General features: G+C 75.1%; 22 protein-coding genes. 4 read left to right on the top strand and 18 right to left on the bottom strand.

Features of this window, described 5'->3' with window-relative positions; translation table 11 throughout:
- Nucleotides 1-4: 4 nt before the first annotated feature.
- The 15 genes from AB0H28_RS23660 to AB0H28_RS23730 are packed head-to-tail and all read right to left on the bottom strand — an operon-like array spanning nt 5 to nt 13,195.
- Nucleotides 5-742: a class II aldolase/adducin family protein gene (locus AB0H28_RS23660; protein ID WP_358044021.1), complete on the bottom strand. Its 738-nt coding sequence runs from the start codon at nt 740-742 to the stop codon at nt 5-7.
- Nucleotides 735-1,430, bottom strand: coding sequence for a DsbA family protein (locus AB0H28_RS23665; protein WP_358044024.1), 696 nt, complete (start codon nt 1,428-1,430; stop codon nt 735-737). The genes AB0H28_RS23660 and AB0H28_RS23665 overlap by 8 nt, the downstream gene beginning before the upstream one ends.
- Nucleotides 1,430-2,335, bottom strand: a complete 906-nt coding sequence (locus tag AB0H28_RS23670) for a thioesterase family protein (RefSeq protein ID WP_358044026.1) — start codon at nt 2,333-2,335, stop codon at nt 1,430-1,432. Before AB0H28_RS23670 ends, AB0H28_RS23665 begins: the two co-directional genes overlap by 1 nt.
- Entirely contained in the window at nt 2,332-3,141 is an 810-nt protein-coding gene (locus AB0H28_RS23675; protein ID WP_358044029.1) for an alpha/beta hydrolase, read from the bottom strand. The genes AB0H28_RS23670 and AB0H28_RS23675 overlap by 4 nt, the downstream gene beginning before the upstream one ends.
- Nucleotides 3,138-4,163 carry a beta-ketoacyl synthase N-terminal-like domain-containing protein gene (locus tag AB0H28_RS23680; RefSeq protein ID WP_358044032.1) on the bottom strand — a complete coding sequence of 342 codons (1,026 nt, stop codon included), beginning with the start codon at nt 4,161-4,163 and terminating at the stop codon, nt 3,138-3,140. The genes AB0H28_RS23675 and AB0H28_RS23680 overlap by 4 nt, the downstream gene beginning before the upstream one ends.
- The gene (locus AB0H28_RS23685; protein WP_358044035.1) at nt 4,160-5,272 is read right to left on the bottom strand and encodes a beta-ketoacyl synthase N-terminal-like domain-containing protein; all 1,113 of its coding nucleotides are present in this window, start codon (nt 5,270-5,272) and stop codon (nt 4,160-4,162) included. The genes AB0H28_RS23680 and AB0H28_RS23685 overlap by 4 nt, the downstream gene beginning before the upstream one ends.
- Complete coding sequence (locus AB0H28_RS23690) at nt 5,250-6,302, bottom strand: beta-ketoacyl synthase N-terminal-like domain-containing protein (protein ID WP_358044038.1); 1,053 nt, start codon at nt 6,300-6,302, stop codon at nt 5,250-5,252. The genes AB0H28_RS23685 and AB0H28_RS23690 overlap by 23 nt, the downstream gene beginning before the upstream one ends.
- On the bottom strand, nt 6,299-7,504 hold the full coding sequence (locus AB0H28_RS23695; RefSeq protein WP_358044041.1) for a beta-ketoacyl-[acyl-carrier-protein] synthase family protein: 1,206 nt from the start codon (nt 7,502-7,504) through the stop codon (nt 6,299-6,301). The genes AB0H28_RS23690 and AB0H28_RS23695 overlap by 4 nt, the downstream gene beginning before the upstream one ends.
- A 3-nt stretch (nt 7,505-7,507) precedes the next feature.
- Entirely contained in the window at nt 7,508-7,762 is a 255-nt protein-coding gene (locus AB0H28_RS23700; protein ID WP_358044044.1) for an acyl carrier protein, read from the bottom strand.
- 15 nt (nt 7,763-7,777) lie between these two features.
- Complete coding sequence (locus AB0H28_RS23705) at nt 7,778-8,251, bottom strand: 3-hydroxyacyl-ACP dehydratase FabZ family protein (protein ID WP_358044047.1); 474 nt, start codon at nt 8,249-8,251, stop codon at nt 7,778-7,780.
- Nucleotides 8,248-8,724 (bottom strand): hypothetical protein, encoded by a 477-nt coding sequence (locus tag AB0H28_RS23710; RefSeq protein ID WP_358044050.1) that lies wholly within the window; start codon nt 8,722-8,724, stop codon nt 8,248-8,250. The genes AB0H28_RS23705 and AB0H28_RS23710 overlap by 4 nt, the downstream gene beginning before the upstream one ends.
- Nucleotides 8,721-9,473 (bottom strand): 3-oxoacyl-[acyl-carrier-protein] reductase, encoded by a 753-nt coding sequence (gene fabG, locus AB0H28_RS23715; protein ID WP_358044052.1) that lies wholly within the window; start codon nt 9,471-9,473, stop codon nt 8,721-8,723. The genes AB0H28_RS23710 and fabG overlap by 4 nt, the downstream gene beginning before the upstream one ends.
- Before the next feature lie 11 nt (nt 9,474-9,484).
- Nucleotides 9,485-10,729: a CoA transferase gene (locus AB0H28_RS23720; RefSeq protein WP_358044055.1), complete on the bottom strand. Its 1,245-nt coding sequence runs from the start codon at nt 10,727-10,729 to the stop codon at nt 9,485-9,487.
- A 6-nt stretch (nt 10,730-10,735) separates the two neighbouring features.
- A complete protein-coding gene (locus AB0H28_RS23725; RefSeq protein ID WP_358044058.1) occupies nt 10,736-11,875 on the bottom strand; it encodes a steroid 3-ketoacyl-CoA thiolase in 1,140 nt (379 codons plus the stop codon).
- 45 nt (nt 11,876-11,920) lie between these two features.
- A complete protein-coding gene (locus AB0H28_RS23730; protein ID WP_358044060.1) occupies nt 11,921-13,195 on the bottom strand; it encodes a cytochrome P450 in 1,275 nt (424 codons plus the stop codon).
- Between the two features lie 78 nt (nt 13,196-13,273).
- On the opposite strand from AB0H28_RS23730, the gene AB0H28_RS23735 reads away from it, so the two are divergent.
- The 3 genes from AB0H28_RS23735 to AB0H28_RS23745 are packed head-to-tail and all read left to right on the top strand — an operon-like array spanning nt 13,274 to nt 17,958.
- On the top strand, nt 13,274-14,485 hold the full coding sequence (locus tag AB0H28_RS23735; protein WP_358044063.1) for a cytochrome P450: 1,212 nt from the start codon (nt 13,274-13,276) through the stop codon (nt 14,483-14,485).
- Nucleotides 14,482-15,690 (top strand): cytochrome P450, encoded by a 1,209-nt coding sequence (locus tag AB0H28_RS23740; RefSeq protein ID WP_358044066.1) that lies wholly within the window; start codon nt 14,482-14,484, stop codon nt 15,688-15,690. Before AB0H28_RS23735 ends, AB0H28_RS23740 begins: the two co-directional genes overlap by 4 nt.
- 24 nt (nt 15,691-15,714) lie before the next feature.
- Nucleotides 15,715-17,958, top strand: coding sequence for a xanthine dehydrogenase family protein molybdopterin-binding subunit (locus AB0H28_RS23745; protein ID WP_358044069.1), 2,244 nt, complete (start codon nt 15,715-15,717; stop codon nt 17,956-17,958).
- 48 nt (nt 17,959-18,006) lie between these two features.
- Here AB0H28_RS23745 and AB0H28_RS23750 read toward each other — a convergent pair whose 3' ends face one another.
- The 3 genes from AB0H28_RS23750 to AB0H28_RS23760 are packed head-to-tail and all read right to left on the bottom strand — an operon-like array spanning nt 18,007 to nt 20,278.
- On the bottom strand, nt 18,007-18,201 hold the full coding sequence (locus AB0H28_RS23750; protein WP_358044072.1) for a ferredoxin: 195 nt from the start codon (nt 18,199-18,201) through the stop codon (nt 18,007-18,009).
- Nucleotides 18,202-18,204: 3 nt separating this feature from the next.
- Entirely contained in the window at nt 18,205-19,230 is a 1,026-nt protein-coding gene (locus tag AB0H28_RS23755; RefSeq protein ID WP_358044075.1) for a methyltransferase, read from the bottom strand.
- 10 nt (nt 19,231-19,240) lie between these two features.
- Nucleotides 19,241-20,278 (bottom strand): methyltransferase, encoded by a 1,038-nt coding sequence (locus tag AB0H28_RS23760; RefSeq protein ID WP_358044078.1) that lies wholly within the window; start codon nt 20,276-20,278, stop codon nt 19,241-19,243.
- Between the two features lie 91 nt (nt 20,279-20,369).
- Between AB0H28_RS23760 and AB0H28_RS23765 the strand changes: the two genes are divergently transcribed.
- Nucleotides 20,370-21,962, top strand: coding sequence for an AMP-binding protein (locus tag AB0H28_RS23765; protein ID WP_358044129.1), 1,593 nt, complete (start codon nt 20,370-20,372; stop codon nt 21,960-21,962).
- Nucleotides 21,963-21,996: the final 34 nt, after the last annotated feature.

Below are 21,996 nucleotides of genomic sequence, written 5' to 3' on the forward strand. Positions count from 1 at the left end.
TGGTTCAGGCCGTCAGGTCCGGGCTGACGGCCAGGACGTGCTCGGCCACCGGCCGGAAGTTGAGCCGGGCGATCCCGGCGGTGCCGATGTCCGCGCGCGCCGCCCGGGCCGCCCCGTCGGGGATCAGGACCAGCTCGCCGGCCGCCTGCGCGAGCAGTTGCACCTGGCAGCAGCGGTCCATGGCGAGAAACCACCAGGCCGCCTCGGCCACCGACCCGCCGACCGTGAGCAGGCCGTGGTTGCGCAGCACCACCGCCTTGCCGGCGCCCAGGGTCGCGGCGATCCGGTCACCCTCCGCGCCGTCGAGCACCACCCCGCCGTACTCGTCGTAAACCTCGTGGTCCTCGAAGAAGGCACAGGCGTCCTGGGTGATCGGCGCGAGCAGCCGGCCCAGCGCGGAGAACGCCCGGCCGTGGATCGAGTGGGTGTGCGCGGCGGCGTCCACGTCCGGACGCGCCTTGTGGATCGCCGAGTGGATGGCGTAGCCGGCGGGGTTGATCCGGCCCGCTCCGTCGACCACCCGGCCCGCGTGGTCGACCCGCAGCAGGTCGTCGTCGCGGACGTGGCCGAAGTGCCGGCCGAACGGATTGATCCAGAAGGTGTCCGGTTCGATCGGGTCGCGCGCGGTCACGTGACCGCCGGCGCCCTCGTCGAAGCCGGCCAGCGCGAACGCGCGCACGGCCAGCACCAGGTGCCGACGCCGGTACGCCCGCTCCTGCTCCGGGGTGCGTCGCTCAGCCACAGCCACCTCCGGTGTCGGTGTCGTACCCGCCGGCGCCGGCCGGCACCGGTTCCGGCGGCGGCCCGGGCGTGCCGGCGCGGTCGGCGTAGGCGGCGAGGAAGTCGTCGACCCGGTCGAACCCCCAGAACCGGTGCGGGCCGAGCCGCAGGTACGGGATGCCGAAGATGTCGTCGTGGTAGGCGCGCATCAGGCAGTCCACCCCGGCGGCCCGGATCGCGTCGTCGTCGACGGCGCCGAGCACCACCGCCGGGTCGACGCCGGCCCGCCCGGCGACCTCGGTGAGCACCTCCGGCGTGCAGACGTCCTCGCCGCGCTGCCAGCGCGCCGCGATCACCTCCCGGTAGAACGCCTCCCCCGCGCCCCGTTGCCGGGCCGCGAGGAAACCCAGGTGCGGCAGCTCCCACCACGGGTCGATGTCGATCGGCCAGCGCATCGGCAGGTCCAGCCGCCGGGCCTGGCGCTTGGCGTCCTGCAACAGGTAGAGATGCTTCGGCTTGCTCATCTGCACGTAGTGGAAGGTGCCGCCGGCGGCGGTCAACGCCGCCTCGGTACGCGGGTCCGGGTCCCAGTAGGGGATGAACTCCAGCACCTCCTGCGGGCGGTGCAGCGCCCGGGTCAGCCGCTCCACCGCCAGCCAGCTGTACGGGCTGCGGAAGGAGAAGTACAGGCGGGGCGGACGGGGGGCCATCACCGGCTCCCGGCGGTGAGCGCGGCCACGGTCTCCGGGTCGAGGGTGGCCAGCCGGCCCGCCTCCGGCCCTCGGCTGGCCGCGTAGCCGTGCAGGATCGTGGCGGTCGCCACCTGCGTCAACCGGCCGTCGCGGACCACGTGACAGGTCATCCGGGCGTCGTAGGTGACGTCCTTGAGCACGTCGGTGACCGTGAAGGTGATCCACATCGGCTCCTCGATGCGCGCGTCGCCGAGCACCTCGACGCGGGCCCGGGAGACCACCGGGATCCAGCCCCGCTCGCGCAGCATCCGCCCGACCGACACCCCCCGGTCGGCGAGGTAGCGGTCCACCACCTCCTCCAGCAGCCGGACGTAGCCGGCGTGCTGCATGCGCTGCGAGTACTGGCAGTAGAAGTAGGGCACCCGCCAGGCCCAGACGAAGCCGGCGCCGGCGCCGCGCAGGGTGGCGGCCGGGTCGGCGCCGGCGGCCGGGCCGGACTCGCCGGCGGCCGGCTCCTCCAGCAGGCCGGCCAGTTCGTCCGGCAACGGCGCCGACGCCGGCGCGTCCGGCTCGCGGACCAGCGCCACCCGGACCCGGGCCCGGCAGGCGGTGACCGAGCCGCCCGCGCGCGCGATCCGCACCGAGAACCGTCCGGCCGCGCCCGGGGTGGCCGTCACGCTCACCTCGTCGTCGACCTCCAGGACCGCCGGCAGCAGCAGCGAACAGTCCCGCACCGACAACCCCACGCCGTGCTCCAGGTAGAGCCGGCCCGGGCCGTGGCCGCCCTCCCGGAACCACTGCAGGACGCCCTGCTCCACGAGGTACGCGAAGTGTTTGAACCCGATCCAGGTGCGGATGTTGGCCCCCTCGAACCCGGGCCGGGCGGGCAGGGTCACGGGTTCGTGCTGGACCGCCGTGGTCACGGCTTACCTCCTCGGATCGCGGGATCGGGGCAGACCTGCTCGACGAAGACCGTGACGTGCCGGGCCACCTCGACCGCGCGGTCGAGGTGACAGAAGTGGTGGAACTCCGGCTCGAAGACGATGTCGGCGTCGGGCAGTTGGGCGCGTAGGGCGCCCGCGCAGGGGCCGTCCAGGCTGGGGTCCCGCCCGCCGGTGAGCACCTTGGTCGGCACGGACACCGCGTGCAGCGGCAGGCCGGCCGTCGCGGTGAAGTGGTCGAACAGCGCGGTGAACCCGACCGGGCCGATCCGGTCGACCATGATGTCGCGCATCGACGCCAGCGTGGCCGCGTCCAGCCCGGCCAGGCGCGGGCCGAGCCGGTTGCGCAGCCCCTCGTCGATGATCCGGACGAAGTTGGCCTGGGCCCGTTCGTGCACCGCCCAGGTGATCGGCAGGTCGGGTGGGCAGTAGAAGGGCGCGATGAGCATCGCGCCGCGCGGCGTCACCGCCGTCTCGGTGGCCAGCATCTCCAGCACCGCGTTGGCGCCGAGCGAATGACCGACCACGATGTCCGGCGGCGCGGTCATCGCTTCGACGGTCGCGGCGAGCCAGGCCCCGGGGGTGCCGCGACGCCGCCAGTGGTGGTCGGTGCCGGCCTTCCACGGCAGCTCGGCCGCGAGCAGCCGCCAGGTGCGCGGCAGCCGCGCCGCCAGGTGCCGCCAGCTCTGCCAGGTGTCGGACATGCCGTGCACCAGCAACACGGTCGGCGCGCCGGAGTCCGGGCCGGCGACCGGGTGCACGGGGGTGGCGGATGCGGTCCGGGTCATTGCGGCACCGCCCGGACGGTCAGCTCGCGTACCCCGTCGAGCGGGTCGCCGCAGCGCACCCGCACGGCCGGCGTGCCGGCGGTCAGCCGGACGGCGAGCGCGGTGTGCACGACCCCGGCGGCGCCGTAGTGGTCGCCGCCCAGCCGGGCCTCGTCAACCAGCTCGCCGCCGCCGGACGTGCCGTCGCGGACCGGCCCGAGCAGCGCCAGCGGCCGGTCCGTGGAGTCGGCCGGGCCGAGCAGCAGGCAGGCGGCACCGGCGCGCAGCGGCCGCCCGGGCGTGGCGCCGCGCCGGGCCGCGTGCAGGGCCGCGGCCTGCGGGTCGTCCGGTTCGGCGCCGACCACCACCACCCGGTCGGCGCGGCCGGCCCGCAGCAGCAGGCCGGCGAGCCAGATCGCGTCCAGGCCGGCGGTGGCCCCGGAGCAGACGGTGAGGTTCGGGCCGCCGAACCGGAACCAGATCGCTAGCGCGCCGGCGATGACGTTGCTGGAGGCGTTCGGGGCCTCCAGCGGGCCGACCTCCCGCGGCCCGCCGTCGCGCAGCCGGGCGGCGATGTCGCCCACCGTGGCGACGTTGCCCAGGTTGGAGCTCACCACCACGGCGGTACGCGGGTCCGCCGCCCCGGCGCGGCGGGGCGCCTTCGGCGGCAGCCCCAGCGCCCGGTGCACGGCGCACAGGGCGAGCCGGGTGGCCGGCTCCTTGGCCAGCAGGCCCTTGCGGCCGAGCAGCTCGGCGGCCCGCTCCGGCGGCCAGCCCGGCTCGTCGGCGGCGCGGCCGTGCGCCGCGCCGGCCGGCGCACCGCCTCCGCTGGTGCCGCCCGTGCCGGAGGTCGGGCCGACGGTCAGACCGCCGGCCGTGTCGGGACTCGCGGCGCCGGGGTGGAGTCCGGTGCCGGCCAGCAACGTCGGCACGTCGGCCCCGGGCACGTTCAGCGCCGCGCTCAGCACCGCGGCCAGCGGCCGGTCCCGGTCGTTCGTCGCCGTAGCCGGCGGGCGCGCCGCGACGGGATGCCCGGTCGTCACGACGCCTCCAGGAGGGTGACCGCGTTGAGGCCGCCGAAGCCGAACGCGTCGACCTGGGCGACGCGCGGCGCCGCCGCCACCGCCCGGTCGCGGACCAGCCGCAGCCCCGCCGCCTCGCTCGCGAGCCGGCTCAACCCGACCACCGGGGGAACCTGCCCGGTGCGCAGCGCCTCGATCGCGACGGCGACGCTGAGCAGCGCCGACCCGCCGGAGGTGTGGCCCACCGCGCCTTTGAGCGCGGTCACCAGCGGTCCGGGCGCGCAGCCGGCGAAGACCTCGGCGAGCACCCGGGCCTCGGTCTCGTCGTTGAGCGCGGTGCCGGTGCCGTGGGCCAGCACCAGGTCGACCTGCTCGGGTCGGCGGCCGGCCCGGCGGTGGGCGTCGTGCACGGCCCGCAGGATGCCGTCGCGGTCCGGCGCGGTCTCGTGCCCGGCGTCGCAGGACAGCCCGGTGCCCAGCAGCCGGGCCAGGCCCGCGCCCGGCCGGTCCGCCTCGACGACCAGCACGACCGCGCCGTCACCCAACAGCACGCCGGTGCGGTCGGCGTCGAACGGCCGGATCCGCTCGGTCGGCCGGGCGGCGACCCGACCGATCATCGCCAGCATCGACGCGGTGCTGCCGTCGGTGCCGCCGACCAGCACCGCGTCCGCCTCGCCGGTCTCCACCAGATCTTGGGCCAGCGCGAGCGCGTGCCCGCCGGCGCTGCACGCGTTGGCCAGCGTGACCACCCGGTCCACGCCGGGCGCGGCGCCGGTGACGGCCGGGCCGAAGTGCAGCCGCTCGGCGGGAAAGTCGACCCTGCCGGCCAGCGCGGCCCGCTCCACCTCGGCCGACTCGCGCAGCCCGGTGCCGACCAGGCTGACGACGCGGCGGCGCAGCGGGTCGACGCCGGCGGCGGCGAGCGCCTCGGTGACGCAGTCGGCGAGCCAGCGACCGGGACCGAACGGCCGGTCGTCGGCGATCGGGTAGCCGTGGCTCACCCCGACGCGCCGCGGGTCCACCCGCCGCATCGGCGCGGCGCCGCAGTCGCCCCGCAGCAGCGCGTCCCAGGTGGCCGGTCCGTCGCCGAAGCAGGTGCGGACGGCGCTAGCGGTGATCGTCGCCGCCACCGGCCCACCCCCTCACCACGGCCGCCGCCACCCCGCCGTCGCGGGAGCGGGCCGTCACCAGCGCCGGTCGTCCGGCCGCGCCGGGCTCCTCGGCGTGCCGCGCCAGCAGCGCGCCGAAGGCCAGGGCGCCGGCGGCGGCCTGGCAGTCGCCGAGCGCGGGACGGACCGGCAGCCGTTCCACGGCGGCGGGCACCACGTCGGACAGCCCGTCGGAGTCGTCGCCGGCGAGCGCCCAGACGTCGGCGGCGCGGACGTCGGCGGCGGCCAGCGCCCGGCGGGCGCAGCCGGCGAGCCCCGCGTCGGTCGAGTCCGGCGCGAAGCCGGTGGCCACCGAGAGCACCTCGGCGCGGGCGCCGGCCGCCTCGGCGTCGCGGCGGCGCAGCAGGTAGACCGCCGACGCCTCGCCGGCCGGTCCGGCGTCGGTGAGCCGGGCCGCCCAGGCCGTGTTCGGCGTGTACTCCTCCACGCCGCCGACCAGCAGCGCGTCGGCGTAGCCGCGGCGGATGGCGTTGAGCGCGTAGCGCAGCGCGTACAGGAAGGCCAGCGGGCCGCCGGCCACTGTGGCGTTGACGCCGCGCAAGCCGTAGCGGATCGCCGCCTGACCGGCCGCGCAGTTCATCACCGTGTTGGGGAACAGCACCGGGTTGACCAGGTAGGGCTTGTCCTGCACCAGCGTCTCGCGGGAGAAGTCCATGGTGGACTTCAGGCTGCCGGTGGTGGTGCCCAGCACCACCCCGATGCGGTGCCGGTTGTCGTCGTCGGGGGTCAGGTCCCCGTCGGCGAGGGCACGCCCGCACGCCACCATCGCCAGCGCGGTCGCCCGGTCCAGGAAGCTGGTGCCCTTGCGGCCGAGCAGGCCGCGCACGTCGAAACCGGCGATCGCCGGCGCCTCGGCCTCCGGCAGCGGCTCCGCGAACCGGTCCCGCACGTCGCTGCGTACGCCCGTGCCGGCGCGGATCGCGGCGAGCACGTCGGCGACGCAGTCCCCGGCGGCGGACACCACCCCGCAACCGGTCACCACCCCGCTCACCGGATCGCCCCGAAGATCGTGATGGCGTTGTTGCCGCCGAACGCGAACCCGTTGTTCTGCGCCACCCGTACCGTCGCCGGCCGGGCGACGTTGGGCACCGGATCGATCCACGGCAGCTCCGGATCCGGATGGGCCCAGTTGATCGTCGGGGGCAGGAAACCGTGCCGGATGGCGAGGGTGGTGGCGATCGCGCCGAAGCCGCTGGCCGCGCCCATGGTGTGACCGAGCATCGACTTGATCGAGCTGACCGGCGGCACCCGGTCGCCGAAGACCGCCCGGATCGCCCGCGCCTCGCACAGGTCGTTGGCCGGCGTGCCGGTGCCGTGGGTGCTCACGTAGTCGACGTCCGCCGGCTTGATCCCGGCGTTGTCCAGGGCCAGCCGCATGCACGCGGCGACGCTGTCCTCGTTCGGCGCGACCATGTGGTGGGCGTCGCAGTTGAGGCCGTGCCCGAGCACCTCGGCGTAGATCCGGGCGCCCCGGTCACGGGCGTGCTCCAACGTCTCCAGCACCAGCGCCGCGCCGCCCTCACCGGTGAGGATGCCCGAACGGTCCCGGTCGAACGGGCGGCACTGCCGTTCGGTGAGCGCGCCGAGCCGGAAGAAGCCGGCGTGCGCCCAGCGGCACACCGAGTCCGCCCCGCCGGCCACCATCACGTCCGCCTCCCCGGTGTGCAGCAGGTCGTAGGCGTAGCCGATGGCGTAGTTGCTGGCCGAGCAGGCGGTGGTGAGCGTGACCGACTCGCCGGCCAGCCCCAGCTCGGCGCTGACCGCGTAGGCCAACCGCTCGGCGGGCGCCTGGCGCAGCGAGGCCGCCGACATGCTCGGGTAGCCGCCGGTGACTGCTTCCGCCACGAGCTGCTCCACCACCGTCGACTCGCCGCTGGTGGTGCCGATGACCGCGCCGGAGCGCCCCGGGTCGGCCAGCGGCAGCGGCAGGCGCGCGTCGGTCACGGCCAGCCGGGCGGCCGCCGCGGCGAACAACGCCGACCGGCCCCAGTCCTCGACCCGCAACCGGCGCAGCACCTCCGCCGGCCGGAACGCGGGCACCTCACCGGCATACCGGTGCGGGAAGCCGGACGCGTCGAAGCTGGTGATGGGCGCGGCGGCGGAGCGGCCACGACGCAGCCCGTCGGTGAACTCGTCGACCCCGATGCCGATGCCCGACACCGGGCCGAGCCCGGTGACGACTACCCGGTGCACGTCTCAGTCCTGCCAACCGGCGTACCGCGCCACCACCTCGTGCACGGCCTTGAGACTGCGCATCTCGTTCAGTTCGGCCTGCGGGATCTCCACCTTGTAGGTCTTCTCGATCCGGGCCAGGATCTCGATCGCCCGCAGCGAGTCCGCCTCGTACTCCTCGACGAAGTCGGCCGTGTCGGCCACCTCCTCCGGCTCCATCTCGAGCACCTCGGCGACGATCTCCCGAAGCTGCTCCATGTGCTGGTCGCGGTCACTCATCGCGGTTCCTCCCTCTCATTTCGCGGGCTCGGCGATGGCGTCGGCCGCCCGGACGACGGCCATCATCGAGTCGAACTCGGCCACCCGCTGCTCCCCGACCCAGCTGGATCCGGAGGCGAACGCGGCGCCGTCGACGACCTGCTCCAGCCGGACCCGGTGGTGGATCACGTCGCCCGGGTGCACCGGACGCAGCAGGGTGACGTCGCGGGCGGCGGTGAACATCGGCAGCCCCGCCGTGTCCGGCCGCCGCGACAGCAGCCAGAGCACCGCCGCGCCCTGGCCGAACGACTCGATCAGCAGCGAGGCCGGGTAGGCGTACCGGTCGGCGGGCTGCCCCTCGGCGATCCCCCGGTAGCAGGGCTCGCAGCCGCTGACCGCCTTGACGCCGGTCAGGCTCTCGCCCGGCGCGACGTCCTCGACCCGGTCGAGCAGCAGCATCGGGTAGCGGTGCGGCAGCAGGGCGCGCAGCGCGGCGTGGTCCAGTCTCATCGGCTGTCGTCCCCGTCCTCGACCGGCCAGCGGAACTCCGCCCGCACGGTCGCGGCCCGCACCCCGTCGCCGCGTACGCACCGCGCGGTGACCTCGAAGGACTGGTCCTGCGAGACCGGGCCGAGCGACGCCTCGACGGTCAGCGTGTCGCCGGCCAGCAGCGGGGCGAGGAAGCGGGCCGAGCGCAGCCGGTGCAACTCGGGCAGCCGGCCGGCGCAGTGGCCCACCGCGGCGGTGACCGCCTGCCGGACGGTCTCCAGGGTGAACACTCCCGGATAGACGGTCAGCTCGGGGAAGTGCCCGGTCAGATAGACGTCGTCCGGGTCGACGGTGGTGCCGGCGCGCAGGTTGATCCCCCCGCGCGGGCCGGCGGCGACCTCCACCCAGGCGACGGCCGGCAGCGGCGCGGCCGCCTCGGCGTACGTCTGGGCGGGGGTGCGGTCCGGGGCGAAGGCGGGCGCGACGGCGGTCACAGCACGATCCCCCCGTCCACCCGCACGACCTGCCCGGTGAGGTAGGCGGCCCGGTCGGAGAGCAGGAACTCGACCAGCTCGGCGACGTCCTCGCCGGTGCCGAAGCGGCCCAGCGGGATCTGCGTCAACGCCTGGTCGCGCTGCTTCGCCGACAGCGCCGCGGTCATGTCGGTCTCGATGAAGCCGGGGGCGACCACGTTGACCCGGATGCCGTGCCTGGCGACCTCCTTGGCCAGCGAGCGGCTGAGCCCGATGATGCCGGCCTTGCTGGCGGCGTAGTTGGTCTGCCCGGCGTTGCCGGTGACCCCGGCGACCGAGGAGAGGTTGACCACGGCGCCGCGGCGGCGCTTGAGGAAGCGGAACGCGACCGAGCGGCAGGTGTTCCAGGTGCCGGTCAGGTTGGTGTCGATGACGTCGTGCCAGTCGTCGGGGCCCATCAGCACCATCGGCCGGTCCCGGGTGATGCCGGCGTTGTTGACCAGCGCGGTGAGCGGGCCGAGGCGTTTCTCGGCGGCGGCGACGAAGTCGTCGACCGCGGCGCGGTCGGTGACGTCGCAGCTGGCGAACCAGGTCGGCACCCCGTACGCCTCGACCTCCGCCCGGGTCTTCTCGGCAGCCTCGCCGCCGGTGCTGAAGCACCCCGCGACCGCGTAGCCCTCGGCCGCCAGCCGCAGCGCGACCGCCCGCCCGATGCCCCGCGACGCGCCGGTCACCAGCGCGCAGCGCGGCGTCTCACCCGCCGTGTCCATGCCACCTCCGGTCATCCGATCGCCCGTTCCGCCCGCAGCCGCGCCCGGGTGGCCGCGTCCACCTTCAGCTCGTCGAGGATCCGTTCGGTGTCGGCGCCCGGTTCGGGAGCGCCGGACCGCACCGCCGTCGGGGTGCGGGAGAACTTGACCGCCGGCCCGGTCAGCGGCGCGGTGCTGCCGTTGGCCAACTCGGTCTGCTGCACCATCGCGCGGGCCCGCACGTGCGGGTCGGCCGCCGCGTCGGCGAAGGTCTTGACCTTCTCGGCGGTGATCCCGGCGGCGTCGAGGGCGGCGACCACGTCGGCACAGGTCCGCTCGGCGCACCAGCGGGCGAGGACGGCGTTGACCTCGCAGCGGTTGCCCCGGCGCTCCTCGTTGGTGGCGTAGCCGGGCGCCCGGGCCAGCTCCGGCCGGCCGATCACCTCGGCGAGGCTGCGCCAGGAGCGGTCCAGCGCGACGGCGACGTAGACGTGCCCGTCGGCGCAGCGGAAGCAGCCGGCCGGCACCACGAAGTCGGCCTGGTCGCCCCACCGGCGCAGCGGGACCCCGGTCGCGCCGAGGGTCAGGTAGCCGTTGCTGGAGAACAGCAGCGCGTCGAGCATGCTCACGTCGACGTGCTGGCCCTCGCCGGTGCGGTCGCGGTGCCGCAGGGCGGCGAGCGCGCCGATGACCGCGTGCAGGCCGGCGATGTCGTCGGCCAGGAAGGTGGGCGCCTTGAGCGGGGCACCGTCAGGTTCGCCGTTGAGCGACATCCAGCCGGCCGCAGCCTGGGTGGTCGGGTCGTAGCCGGGGCGTCCGGCGTCCGGGCCGTACTGCCCGTAGCCGGAGATGGAGACCAGCACGACGTCGGGTCGCACCTGGCGGCAGGCGCGGTAGCCGACGCCCCAGGCGTCCAGGGTGCCGGGCTTGTAGTTCTCCACCACCACGTCGGCGGTGGCGACGAGCCGCAGGAACACCTCGGCCGCGCCGGGGCGCCGCAGGTCCAGCCCGATGCTGCGCTTGTTGCGGTGCACGCTCTGCCGGAACCAGGACAGGCCGGTGCCGGGGATCCGCGGTGGCATCAGCCCTTCCCGGTTGCCGGGCATCTCCACCCGCAGCACGTCGGCGCCGAGGTCGGCCAGCACGCAGCTGGCGACCGGGCCGGACCAGACCTTCGTCACGTCGAGCACGCGCACGCCGTGCAGCGGTCCGGGCAGGTCGGCGCGCGCGTCGGCGTAGAACGCGGCGGCGTCGGTGGCGGTGCGGTCGGTGTCCATGCCCGCCTACTCCCGCACCAGCAGCGAGGCGGTGCCCAGCGAGCCGCCGCAGCACATGGTGACCAGCGCGCTGTGCCGGTCGCGGCGCTCCAGTTCGTGCAGCGCGGTGACCAGCAGCCGGGCGCCGCTGCTGCCCAGCGGGTGCCCGAGCGAGATCGCGCCGCCGTTGACGTTGACCCGGTCCAGGTCGGCGTCGTGGTGCGCGGCCCAGGACAGCACGACCGCCGCGAACGCCTCGTTGACCTCCACCAGGTCGATGTCGGCCAGGCTCATGCCGGCGCGTTTGAGCAGCTTGCGGGTGGCGACGGTGGGCCCGTCGAGCAGGTAGTAGGGGTCCGCGCCGGTGACCACCTGATGGGCCAGCCGGGCTCGGGGCCGCAGCCCGAGAGCGGTGGCGCGTTCGCGGGACATCCACAGCAGCGCCGACGCGCCGTCGGAGATCTGCGAGGTGGTGGCGGCGGTGTGCCGGCCGTCGGGGACCACCGGTCGCAGCGCGGCCAGGCCCTCGGCGGTGCTGTCGCGGATGCCCTCGTCGGCGGTGACCAGCGTGCCGTCGGGCAGCGGCACCGGGCTGATCTCCCGGTCGAAGCGGCCCTCGTCGCGGGCCCGGGCGGCGAGCCGCTGCGAGCGCAGCCCGTAGGCGTCCAGGTCGGCGCGGGTCAGCCCCTGCCGGGCGGCGATGCGTTCGGCGCCGCCGAACTGCGCCCGCGGCGGGTCGTCGTACGGGTAGTCGGGGGTCTTGTAGTGGCCGGGCCCCTGGTAGAGGTTGGTCCCGACCGGGACCCGGCTCATCGACTCCACCCCGCAGGCGATGCCCACGTCGATCGCGCCGGCGGTGATCAGCGCGGCGATCAGGTGGTTGGCCTGCTGGGCCGAGCCGCACGACGTGTCCACGGTGCTGGCGGCGACCTCGTGGTCGAGTCCGCTGTTGAGCCACGCGTTGCGGGTGACGTTCAGGCTCTGTTCGCCGACCTGGGTGACGCAGCCGCCGATGATCTGGTCGACGTCGCCCGGTTCCATCCGGGCGCGGCGCAGCACCTCGACCTGCACGTGCCGCAGCAGTTCCACGGCCTTCAGGCCGGACAACGCCCCGTCCCGGCGGCCGATCGGGGTGCGGACCGCTTCGACGATCACCGCCTCCGGCATCTGTCCCCCCTTCTCGGCTGTCGGCGCGTGCTGGTGGTGGTCTTCTCAGGCGGGCACGAGCCGTACGCGCAGCTCCTCCAGCCCGCGGAAGGTGCTGCTGTGCCGCCACTCCAGGTCGATCTCGTCGATGTCCGGGTCGGCCAGCTCGACCACCGCGAACCGGTCCACCAGGCGGCGGAAGGCGATCTGCCCCTCGGCGCGGGCGAGCTGGGCGCCGAGGCAGTGGTGCGGGCCCCAGGCGAACGACAGCGGCGTCTCCGGCGGTTCCGCGCCGGCGAAGCGGGCGATGTCGAGGGTGTCCGGGTCGGGGTAGCGGGCCGGGTCCCGGTTGGCCGCGCCGATCAGCGTGATCACGTGTTCGCCGGCGCTCAGCGGGGTGCCGTCGAGGAACGTGGTGTCCTCGACCGCGGCCCGGCCCAGCACGTGCACCGGCGAGTCGTAGCGCAGCAGCTCCTCGATCGCCGAGCGGGTCAGGTCCGGCTCGGCGCGCAGGCGTTCGAGCTGGTCGGGGTTGCGGCACAGGGCGTGGGTGCCGAGGCCGATCAGGTCGGTCATGGTCTGGAACCCGGCGCCGAAGAGCAGCACGATGACCTGGATCAGCTCGTCGAGGCCGAGCCGGTCACCCTCGATCTCGACCTGCCCCAGCGCGGAGGCGAGGTCGTCGCGGGGGTTCTCGCGGCGCTTGCGGACCAGGTCGGTGAAGTATTCCTCCATCTCACCGAGGGCCTGGTCGGAGGCCTTGAGCACCTCTTCGGGTGCGAAGATCTCCAGTCCGGCGGAGGCGGCGCGGGTGAGCCGGCGCAGCAGCGGCCAGTCCTCCGGGGGCACGCCGACCAGCTCGCCGATCACCATCACCGGCAGCGGGAAGCCGAACGAGCCGACGATGTCGACCTCGCCGCCGGCCGGGCCGACCTGGCGGGCGACGTCGTCGAGCAGCGTGTCGACGAAGCCGGCGAGCCGGGGGCGCAGCGTCTCCACCCGCCGGGGGGTGAACACCCGGCTGACCAGCCCGCGCAGCCGGGTGTGTTCCGGCCCGTCGAGGAAGAGCAGCGTGCGGGCGCCCTGCCGGCCGCGGGAGTCGCCCATGCGGGGGCGTTGCGCCGACTTGTCCAGCGCCGGGTTGCGCAGTTGGGCGCGGCACTCGTCGTAGCCGGTGAGCACCCAGCCGACTCCCTGGCCGGGCTGCTCCATCCGGTACTTCGACGCCGCGGCCCGCAGCGCGTGGTAGTGCGGGTAGGGGCTGCTGACGGTCGCCGGGGCCTTCATCAGCAACTCCATCGCGATGATCGAAGGATCAGCGCTCGCCACGGTCTCGGTCATGACACCGAAGCCTAATCGCGTTTCCCGTATCTCGGAAGCACTTGTTTCTCGTATCTTTGGTTGAGCATACTGGCGGGCATGACGTCGGCCCGTACCCGCATGCCGCCGAGATTCGACGCGCGCGACCCGGCCGTGGTCGCCGATCCCTACCCCACCTACGCCGCCCTGCGCGCGGCCGGTCCACTGTGCCGGATGGGACCCGGAAGCTGGGGCGTCACCCGCTACGCCGACGTCGCCCGGCTGGTCCGCGACCCCCGCCTGGGCAGTGAATTCCCGCCCGACTACCACCGGATGTCGGCCGGGGACGGCCCGGCCGGGTCGTTCTTCGGCAGCATCATCCTCTATCGCGACCCGCCCGAACACGGGCGGCTGCGCCGGCTCATGGCCCGGGCGTTCAGCCCCGCCCTGGTCCGCCGGCTGCGCCCCCGGATCGCGGCCATGGTCACCGAACTGCTCGACCCGGCGGCCCGCACCGGCCGGTTCGACGCGGTCTCGGATCTCGCCTTTCCGCTACCGGTGATGGTGGTCTGCGCGCTGATGGGCATCCCGCCGGCCGACCACGAGAAGATCCGGCCGCACGCGCTCGACCTCAGCAAGGCGTTCGCCGCGATCGTGCCCGAGTCCGACCGGCCGGCCGCCGACCGGGCCGTCGAATGGCTGCGCGGCTACCTCGGGGAGATCCTCGACCGGCGCCGCGCCGAACCCGGCGACGACCTGCTGTCCCGGATGCTCACCGCCACCGACGACGACGGCGCGGTGCTCGCCGCCGACGAGATCGTGGACAACGCGGTGTTCGCGTTCTTCGCCGGCTTCGAAACCACCACCAACCTGCTCGCCACCGGGGTCGCCGCGCTGCTGGAGCACCCCGACCAGCAGGCCCTGCTGCGGGCCGAGCCGACGTTGATCCCCCGGGCGGTGGAGGAGTTCCTCCGCTATGACGGCCCGATCCAGGGCGTCGCCCGGCTGGCCCGCGAGGACATCACCGTCGGCGACCGCACCATCCGCGCCGGGCGGGTGCTGATCCTGCTGCTGGGCAGCGCCAACCGCGACCCCGAGCAGTTCGCCGAGCCGGACCGGCTGGACGTCACCCGCGAGGAGAACCCGCACCTGTCCTTCGGCGGCGGCATCCACCACTGCCTCGGCGGCTACCTGGCTCGCGTCGAGGCACAGGTGACGTTCGAGACGCTGCTGCGCCGGTTCCCCACGCTGAGCGCCGCCGGCCCGGCACGCCGGCAGACCGACGGGACGCTGCGCTCGTACGCCAGCGTCCCGGTGGCGGTCGGGCGGTGACGCCCGCCGGCCGGGTCCTGCCGGCGCGGATGGACCCGCTCTCCCCCGAGGTCGTCGCCGACCCCTACCCGACGTACGCGCGGGTGCGCGCCGCCGGCCCGCTGTGCCGCTTCGGCCCGGCGAGCTGGGGTGTCACCCGCCACCGCGACGTGGCCGCCCTGCTGCGCGACCGCCGGCTGAGCAACACCTTCCCGGAGGACGACCCGCAGTTCCGGATGGCGCCGGACCTGTCCCGCGACGTGTTCCGGCGGATCATCCCGACCCGCGACCCCGACGACCACAGCCGGCTGCACCAGCAGATGGTGCGTGCCTTCAGCCCCGGCGTGGCCCGGCGCAGCGCACAGCGCATCGGCGCGATGGTGGACGAACTGCTGGCGCCCGCCTGTGACACCGGCCGCCTCGACGCGGTGGCCGACCTGGCGTTCCCGGTCGCCGCGAGCGTGGTCTGCGAGCTGATCGGACTGCCGGTGGCGCGGACCCGCGCCGAGGTGTGGCCGCGCGCGGCGGCGCTCGGCCGCGCGTTCACCCCGTTCCTGCCCGCCGCCGACCGGCCGGCCGCCGACGCCGCGCTGAGCTGGCTGCGCGGCTACGTGCGTGACGTGCTCGCCGAGCGGCGCGCGGACCCCGACGGCGACCTGCTCGACCGGATGCTCGCCGTGGCCGACCCGGCCGAGGGCGTCGAGGAGGTCGTCGACAACATCGTCTTCCTCTGCTTCACCGGCTACGAGACCACGATGAACATGGTCTGCACCGGCACCGTCGCGCTGGCGCGGCAGCCGGACGAGTGGCGGCGGCTGCGCGCGGACCCGTCGCTGGCCGCCACCGCCGCCGAGGAGTTCGTCCGGTTCGACGCCCCGATCCAGTACACCGCGCGGCTGGCGCTGGAGCCGGTGCCGGTCGGTGACCGGGTGATCCGCCCCGGCCGGTCGGTGTTCCTGCTGCTCGGCTGCGCCAACCACGACGAGGAGGTGTTCGCCGACCCCGGCCGGATCGACATCGGTCGGCGGCCCAACCCGCACGTCGGGTTCGGCGGCGGCGTCCGGGGCTGCCTGGGCGCGGCGCTGGCCCGTATCGAAGGAGCGGTGATCTTCGACCGGCTCGCCCGGCGGCTCGCCGGCGTGGAGCTGGCCGCGACGCCGGAGCGGGAGCCCAGCGCCCTGTTCCGGGCCTACGCGTCGATCCCGCTCGCCGTCACCCCGGCCTGAGCCGGCCTCGCGAGGAGTCGCCAGATGTCCCTGATCGGCCGCCCGGTCCGGCGCACCGAGGACCGTGTCCTGCTCACCACCGGCGGGACGTACGTCGACGACGTCGTCGTGCCCGGCTGCCTGGAACTGGTCTTCGTCCGCTCCGCCGTGGCGCACGGCCGGCTGCGCGGGATCGACACCTCGGCCGCGCGCCGGGCGCCCGGCGTGGTCGCCGTGTTCACCGCCGCAGACGTCGACCTGCCGCCGCTGCCACCCGAGGCCGGCGTGCTCAACCAGAAGATGACCACACCGCTGCTGGCCGACGGCGTGGTCCGGTTCGTCGGCGAACCGGTCGCCGCGGTGGTGGCGACCGGCCGGGCCGAGGCGGTCGACGCCGCCGCGCTGGTCGAGGTCGCCGTCGAGGCGTTGCCGCCGCTTGTCGACCCGCACGAGGCGCTCACCGACGCGCTGGTGCTGCACCCGGAGGCCGGCACCAACATGGTGCTCAAGCTCGGTTTCCGCCGCCCGGCCGGCCGGGCCGAACTGCACGAGGGCGCCGAGGTGGTGATCCGGCAACGGATGACCAACCAGCGGGTCGCGCCGTGCCCCCTGGAGGCGCGGGCCGGGCAGGCCGAGTGGGGCCCGGACGGGCTGCGCTACCGGGCCGGCAGCCAGGCGGTGCACCTGTGGCGGGCGCAGCTCGCGGCGGCGCTGGGCGAGCCGGAGGAACGCGTCCGGGTGGTCAACGGCGACGTCGGTGGGGCGTTCGGCTCCAAGGCGTTCGCCAGCCGCGAGGACGTGCTGCTCGCCTGGGCGGCCCGGCGGCTGGACCGGCCGGTGCGCTGGGCGGAGACCCGCAGCGAGAGCATGGTCGCCGCCGGGCACGGCCGGGCGCAGCAGCAGAGCGCCGAGCTGGGCGGCACCCACGACGGGCGGATCGTGTCGTACGCGCTGGACGTGGTGCAGGACGCCGGCGCCTATCCGCGCATCGGGGCGATCCTGCCGTTCTGGACCAGGACCATGCTGACCGGCCCGTACCGGATCGACCGGGCCCGGTTCTCCTCGGCCAGCGTCACCACGACCACCACGCCTGTGGTGTCCTACCGGGGCGCGGGGCAGCCCGAGGCGGTGGCCGCGCTGGAGCGGATGATCGACCTGTACGCCGCCGAGATCGGCCTGGACCCGGCCGAGGTGCGCCGGCGCAACCTGCTGCCGCCGGAGAGCTTCCCGGTCACCACCGTCACCCGCGCGCGCTACGACAACGGCGACTATCCGGCGGCCCTGCGCCGGGTGCTCGCCGAGGCCGACTATCCGGCGCTGCGCGCCGAGCAGCGGGCCCGCCGGGACCGCGGCGACGTGTGCCAGCTCGGCGTCGGCCTGTCCACGTTCGTCGAACTCACCGGCGCGGACACCCGCAGCGAGTACGCCTCGGCGCGCCTGGGCCCGGACGGTCGGGTGACGGTCCGCTCCGGCACCTGCCCGCACGGTCAGGGGCACGGCACCGCGTGGGCGATGCTCGCCGCCGACGTGCTCGGCGTGCCGGTGCAGCGGGTCGACGTGGTGTTCTCCGACACCGGCGCGGTCCCGGCCGGCGGCGGCACCGGCGGGTCCCGCTCGTTGCAGACCGGCGGGATGGCGGTCCGGGAGGCGGCGCTGGCGCTCGTCGAGCGGGGCCGGGACGCGGCGGCCGGCCGGCTGGGTGTGCCCGGCGAGGCGGTCGAGTTCGCCGACGGCCGGTTCCGCACCACGTCCGGCGGTGACGTTGGCTGGGCCGACCTGGCTGACGGCGACGGCCTGTACGCCGAGGCGACGTTCCAGCCGTCGGCGGCCACCTGCCCGTACGGGGCGCACCTGGCGGTCGTCGAGGTGGACGTGGAGACCGGCCGGGTGACCCTGCTGCGGGTGGTGGCGGTCGACGACGCGGGGGTGCTGCTCAACCCGCTGCTGGCCGAGGGGCAGGTGCACGGCGGATTGGCCCAGGGTGCCGGGCAGGCGCTGGTGGAGGAGGTCCGGTTCGCCCCCGACGGCACGCCGCTGCACGGTGACCTGCACCGCTACGCGGTCGTGGGGGCCGCCGAGCTGCCCTCCTTCGACACGGTGGCGATGCAGACGCCGACGCCGGTGAATCCGCTCGGCGTCAAGGGCCTGGGCGAGTCCGGCGCGGTGGGTCTGCCCCCGGCGGTGCAGAACGCGGTGGTCGACGCCGTGCGCCACCTGGGCGTGCGGCACGTCGACATGCCGCTGACCGCGGAGCGGGTCTGGTCGGCGATCCGGGCCGCGACCGCCTGAGAAGCGAGCGTGCCCGGACCGCGGTGGCCCGGGCACGCTCGACGGTGCTCAGTCGTCGACGACGGAGAGGGCCTGCTTCGGGCACCGGCGGGCGGCCTCGCGTACCCGCTTGCCCAGCGATCCCTCCAGCGGCTGCTCGGTGACGTGCAGCAGGTCGTCCTCACCGACGTCGAACACCTCGGGGGCCTGCCCCACGCACACGGCGTTGCTCTCGCAGCGGGAGTAGTCCACGACCAGTCGCATTGCTCACGCCTCCGTCTTCGGCACGATCTCGAGGATGGGGAACATCATGGTCGGCAGGCTGCGGTTCAGCCGCAGTCCGGCGGCGTCCAGCAGTCGTTCGATGTGCTCGCGGGACCGGGCGCCGCCGCCGACCATGGCCAGCAGCAGCAGGTCGTAGAGGCGGCCGACGTCGAACCGGTCGCCGGGCTCGACCACCGGTTCCAGCACCAGCAGCCGGCTGTCCGGCCGCATCGCCGCCCGCACGGCGCGCAGCAGCCGGACGGCGTTGTCGTCGTCCCAGCCGTAGAGGATGCGCTTGAGCATGTAGGCGTCCGCGCCGGCCGGGACCGTCTCGAAGAAGCTGCCGCCGGTGACCGTGCAACGCTGCGCGACGTCGAGCTTCTGCAGCACCGGCTCGGCCTCGGCGACCACGTGCGGCAGGTCGAACAGGGTGCCCCGCAGGTCCGGGAAGCGGGCCATGATGCCGCCGAGGAAGGCGCCGTTGCCGCCGCCCACGTCGACCATCGTCGCCAGGTCTCCCCACGGGTACGCCGGCAGCGCGGCGCGCAGCTCCAGCCGGGTCGCCGCCTGCTGGGAGGCGTCGAAGCGGGCGCTGTCGCGCGGGTGCGCGGCCATGTAGGACCAGTAGCCCTCCGGGTACACCTGGTCGAAGGCGGCCTCGCCGGTGCGGATGCTGTGGTCGAAGTGCGCCCACGCCTCGATGTCGGGTGCCAGCAGCGGGTAGGCGTCGCGCAGCGACAGCGGGTGGTCGGTGCGCAGCGGCTCGGCCAGCGGGGTGAGGCCGAACACCTCGGGTTCGACCTCGGTGAAGATGCCCTTGCCGGCCAGCGCGCGCAGGGCCCGCAGCAGCGAGGGCGCGTGCGCGCCGGTGGCCTCGGCGAGGTCGTCGACCGGGCGGGGGCCGTCGACGAGCTCGTCGGCGACGCCGAGGTCGGCGACGGCGCGCACGGTGAACGGCACGATGTAGTCGGCCAGTTCGGTCAGTCGGAACACCGACTCGATGTCGATCCGGGGTCGGCTCGGGGCCATCGATTACCTCCTAGGGGGCGGTCGGCCGCGCCCCGGCGGGCCCGGCGGCGATCACGGTGAGCGTGGGGGTGCCGACGACGCGGTCGAGCCGCAGGCCGGCGTCGGAGAGCAGGCCGACAAGTTCCGCCTGGGTGCGGTGCCGGCCGCCGGTGAGCACCAGGGTGTGCACGTCGACGAGCTTCGCGACGTCGAACGCGTCGCCGGTCGGGATGATCGCCTCCAGCAGCAGCAGTCGGCTGTCCGGCCGCATCGCCTCGGCGACGCGGCGCAGGATCGTGGTGGCCTGGGCGTCGTCCCAGCCGGGCAGGATCGTCTTGAGCACGTAGAGGTCGGCGCCGGCCGGCAGCGGGTCGAAGAAGCTGCCGGGCACGATCCGGCAGCGGTCGGTCACCGCCGCGCGGTCGAGCAGCGCCGGCGCGGCGGCCACCACGTGGGGCAGGTCGAGCAGGACGCCGCGTAGCTGCCGGTAGCGGGTGAGCAGCCCGGCGAGGAACGCGCCGTCGCCGCCGCCGACGTCGACCACCTCGCGCGCCCGGTCCCACGGCCACGCCGGCAGCACGGTGCGCAGGTGCAGCTTGGTCAGGCTGGACATCCACCTGTCGACGGCCAGGCTGTCGGCGGGGTGCCGCTGCAGGTGCGTCCAGTAGTCGGCGCCGTGCACGCGCGGGAAGGCGGCCTCGCCGGTGCGCAGGCAGCGGTCGAGCCCGGCCCAGGCGCGCACGTCGGCGGTGAGCAGCGGGTAGGCGTCGCGCAGCGACAGCGGGTGGTCGGTGCGCAGCGGCTCGGCCAGCGGGGTGAGGCCGAACACCTCGGGTTCGACCTCGGTGAAGATGCCCTTGCCGGCCAGCGCGCGCAGGGCCCGCAGCAGCGAGGGCGCGTGCGCGCCGGTGGCCTCGGCCAGCTCGGTGACCGGGCGGGGGCCGCCGGCGAGCTCGTCGGCGACGCCGAGGTCGGCGACGACGCGCACGGTGAACGGCACGATGTAGTCGGCCAGTTCGGTGAGCCGGGTGAGGGCACCGAGATCGGCGCGGGGCCGGGCCACCAGCATCAACCGCCTCCACTATCACGTGTCTTGTATCTCGTGTATGTGCACACTAGCTTGTGTGGGGATCGCTGTCACCGTCGTCTCGGGAGGCGTCGTGCTGGACGGATGTGTGGGCTGGCCCGAGGAACTCGCCGCGCGCTACCGCGCCGAGGGCTACTGGCGCGGCGAGGTGCTCGGTGACCTGGGCCGGGAGCTGGCCCGGTCGGACCCGGACCGGACCGCGCTGGTCGCCGGCGACCAGCGGGTCGGCTACGGCGAACTGGACCGCCGCGCCGACCGGCTCGCCGCCGGCCTGCGTGCGCGCGGCATCGGCCGGCACGACCGGGTCGTCGTCCAACTGCCCAACTCGGTCGAGTTCGTGGTGGTGTGCCTGGCGCTGTTCCGCCTCGGCGCGCTGCCGGTGCTGGCGTTGCCCGCGCACCGGCGCGCCGAGATCGGCCACCTGTGCGCGCACACCGAGGCGGTGGCCTACCTGACCGTCGACCAGACGCAGGGCTTCGACCTGCGCAAGCTGGCCGCCGAGGTGCGCGCCGAGACGCCGTCGCTGCGGGAGGTGTTCGTCGTCGGCGACCCCGGCGAGTTCACCGCCCTGGCGCAGGTCGACGCAGACCCGGTGCCACTGCCCCGCCCGGACCCGGCGGAGGTGGCGTTCTTCCTGCTCTCCGGCGGGTCGACGGGCGTGCCGAAGCTGATCCCGCGCACCCACGACGACTACGCCTACCAGTTGCGCGCGACCGCCGCGGCGATGGGTTTCGGCGCCGACGGGGTCTACCTGGCGGCGCTGCCGGCCGCGCACAACGCGGCGCTGGGCTGCCCGGGCGTGCTCGGCGCGTTGCACGCCGGCGGCACCGCGGTGCTGGCCGGCAGCCCCAGCCCCGACGAGGCGTTCCGGCTGATCGCCCGCGAGAAGGTCACCCTGACCACGCTGATGCCGGCGTTCCTGCCGCTGTGGGCCGACCTCGCGCCGCTGCTCGGTGCCGACCTCTCCGGCCTGGTGGTCGAGGTGGGCGGCGCCAACCTGAGCCCCGAGGTGGCCACCCGGGCGGTAGACGAGCTGGGCATCCGGTTGACCCACTTCTTCGGCATGGCGGAGGGCCCGATCGCGTGCACCCGGCCGGACGACCCGCCGGAGCGCGCCGCGCACACCCAGGGACGGCCGCTGTCGGCCGCCGACGAGTTCCGGGTGGTCGACAGCACCGGGGCGCAGGTGGCCGCCGGCGAGGTGGGCGAGCTGGTCGTCGGCGGCCCGACCACGCTGCGCGGCTACTACCGGGCCGCCGACTACAACGCCCACGCGTTCACCCCGGACGGCCTGCTGCGCACCGGTGACCTGGTCCGGTGGACCCCGACCGGCGAGCTGGTCGTGGTCGGCCGGATCAAGGAGGTGGTGAACCGCGGCGGCGAGAAGGTCCCGGCCGGTGAGGTGGAGGAGCACCTGCTCGCCCACCCCGGCGTCCGCGAGGTGGCGGTGCTCGCGGTGCCCGACCGGGCGCTCGGCGAGAAGACCTGCGCGGTGGTGGTGCCGCACGACGCCGCGCCCACGCTGGGCGAGCTGCGCGAGTTCCTCACCGGGCGGGGCCTGGCCGGGTTCAAGCTGCCCGACCGGCTCCAGGTGCGCGCGGCGCTGCCGTACACCGGGGTGGGCAAGGTGGACAAGCGGGCGCTGAGCGCCGAGCTGACGACCTGAGCAGGTCGGGGCCGCCGGGCGTGCCCGGCGGCCC

It is taken from the genome of Micromonospora sp. NPDC050980 (assembly GCF_040653835.1).
Taxonomy (GTDB): Bacteria; Actinomycetota; Actinomycetes; order Mycobacteriales; family Micromonosporaceae; genus Micromonospora.

Coding starts and splice junctions, on each gene's coding strand:
- AB0H28_RS23665 (WP_358044024.1), bottom strand. CDS start 1,430: ATGGCCCCCCGTCCGCCCCGCCTGTACTTCTCCTTCCGCAGCCCGTAC.
- AB0H28_RS23675 (WP_358044029.1), bottom strand. CDS start 3,141: ATGACCCGGACCGCATCCGCCACCCCCGTGCACCCGGTCGCCGGCCCG.
- AB0H28_RS23700 (WP_358044044.1), bottom strand. CDS start 7,762: ATGAGTGACCGCGACCAGCACATGGAGCAGCTTCGGGAGATCGTCGCC.
- AB0H28_RS23705 (WP_358044047.1), bottom strand. CDS start 8,251: ATGAGACTGGACCACGCCGCGCTGCGCGCCCTGCTGCCGCACCGCTAC.
- fabG (WP_358044052.1), bottom strand. CDS start 9,473: ATGGACACGGCGGGTGAGACGCCGCGCTGCGCGCTGGTGACCGGCGCG.
- AB0H28_RS23720 (WP_358044055.1), bottom strand. CDS start 10,729: ATGGACACCGACCGCACCGCCACCGACGCCGCCGCGTTCTACGCCGAC.
- AB0H28_RS23725 (WP_358044058.1), bottom strand. CDS start 11,875: ATGCCGGAGGCGGTGATCGTCGAAGCGGTCCGCACCCCGATCGGCCGC.
- AB0H28_RS23730 (WP_358044060.1), bottom strand. CDS start 13,195: ATGACCGAGACCGTGGCGAGCGCTGATCCTTCGATCATCGCGATGGAG.
- AB0H28_RS23735 (WP_358044063.1), top strand. CDS start 13,274: ATGACGTCGGCCCGTACCCGCATGCCGCCGAGATTCGACGCGCGCGAC.
- AB0H28_RS23745 (WP_358044069.1), top strand. CDS start 15,715: ATGTCCCTGATCGGCCGCCCGGTCCGGCGCACCGAGGACCGTGTCCTG.
- AB0H28_RS23750 (WP_358044072.1), bottom strand. CDS start 18,201: ATGCGACTGGTCGTGGACTACTCCCGCTGCGAGAGCAACGCCGTGTGC.
- AB0H28_RS23755 (WP_358044075.1), bottom strand. CDS start 19,230: ATGGCCCCGAGCCGACCCCGGATCGACATCGAGTCGGTGTTCCGACTG.
- AB0H28_RS23760 (WP_358044078.1), bottom strand. CDS start 20,278: ATGCTGGTGGCCCGGCCCCGCGCCGATCTCGGTGCCCTCACCCGGCTC.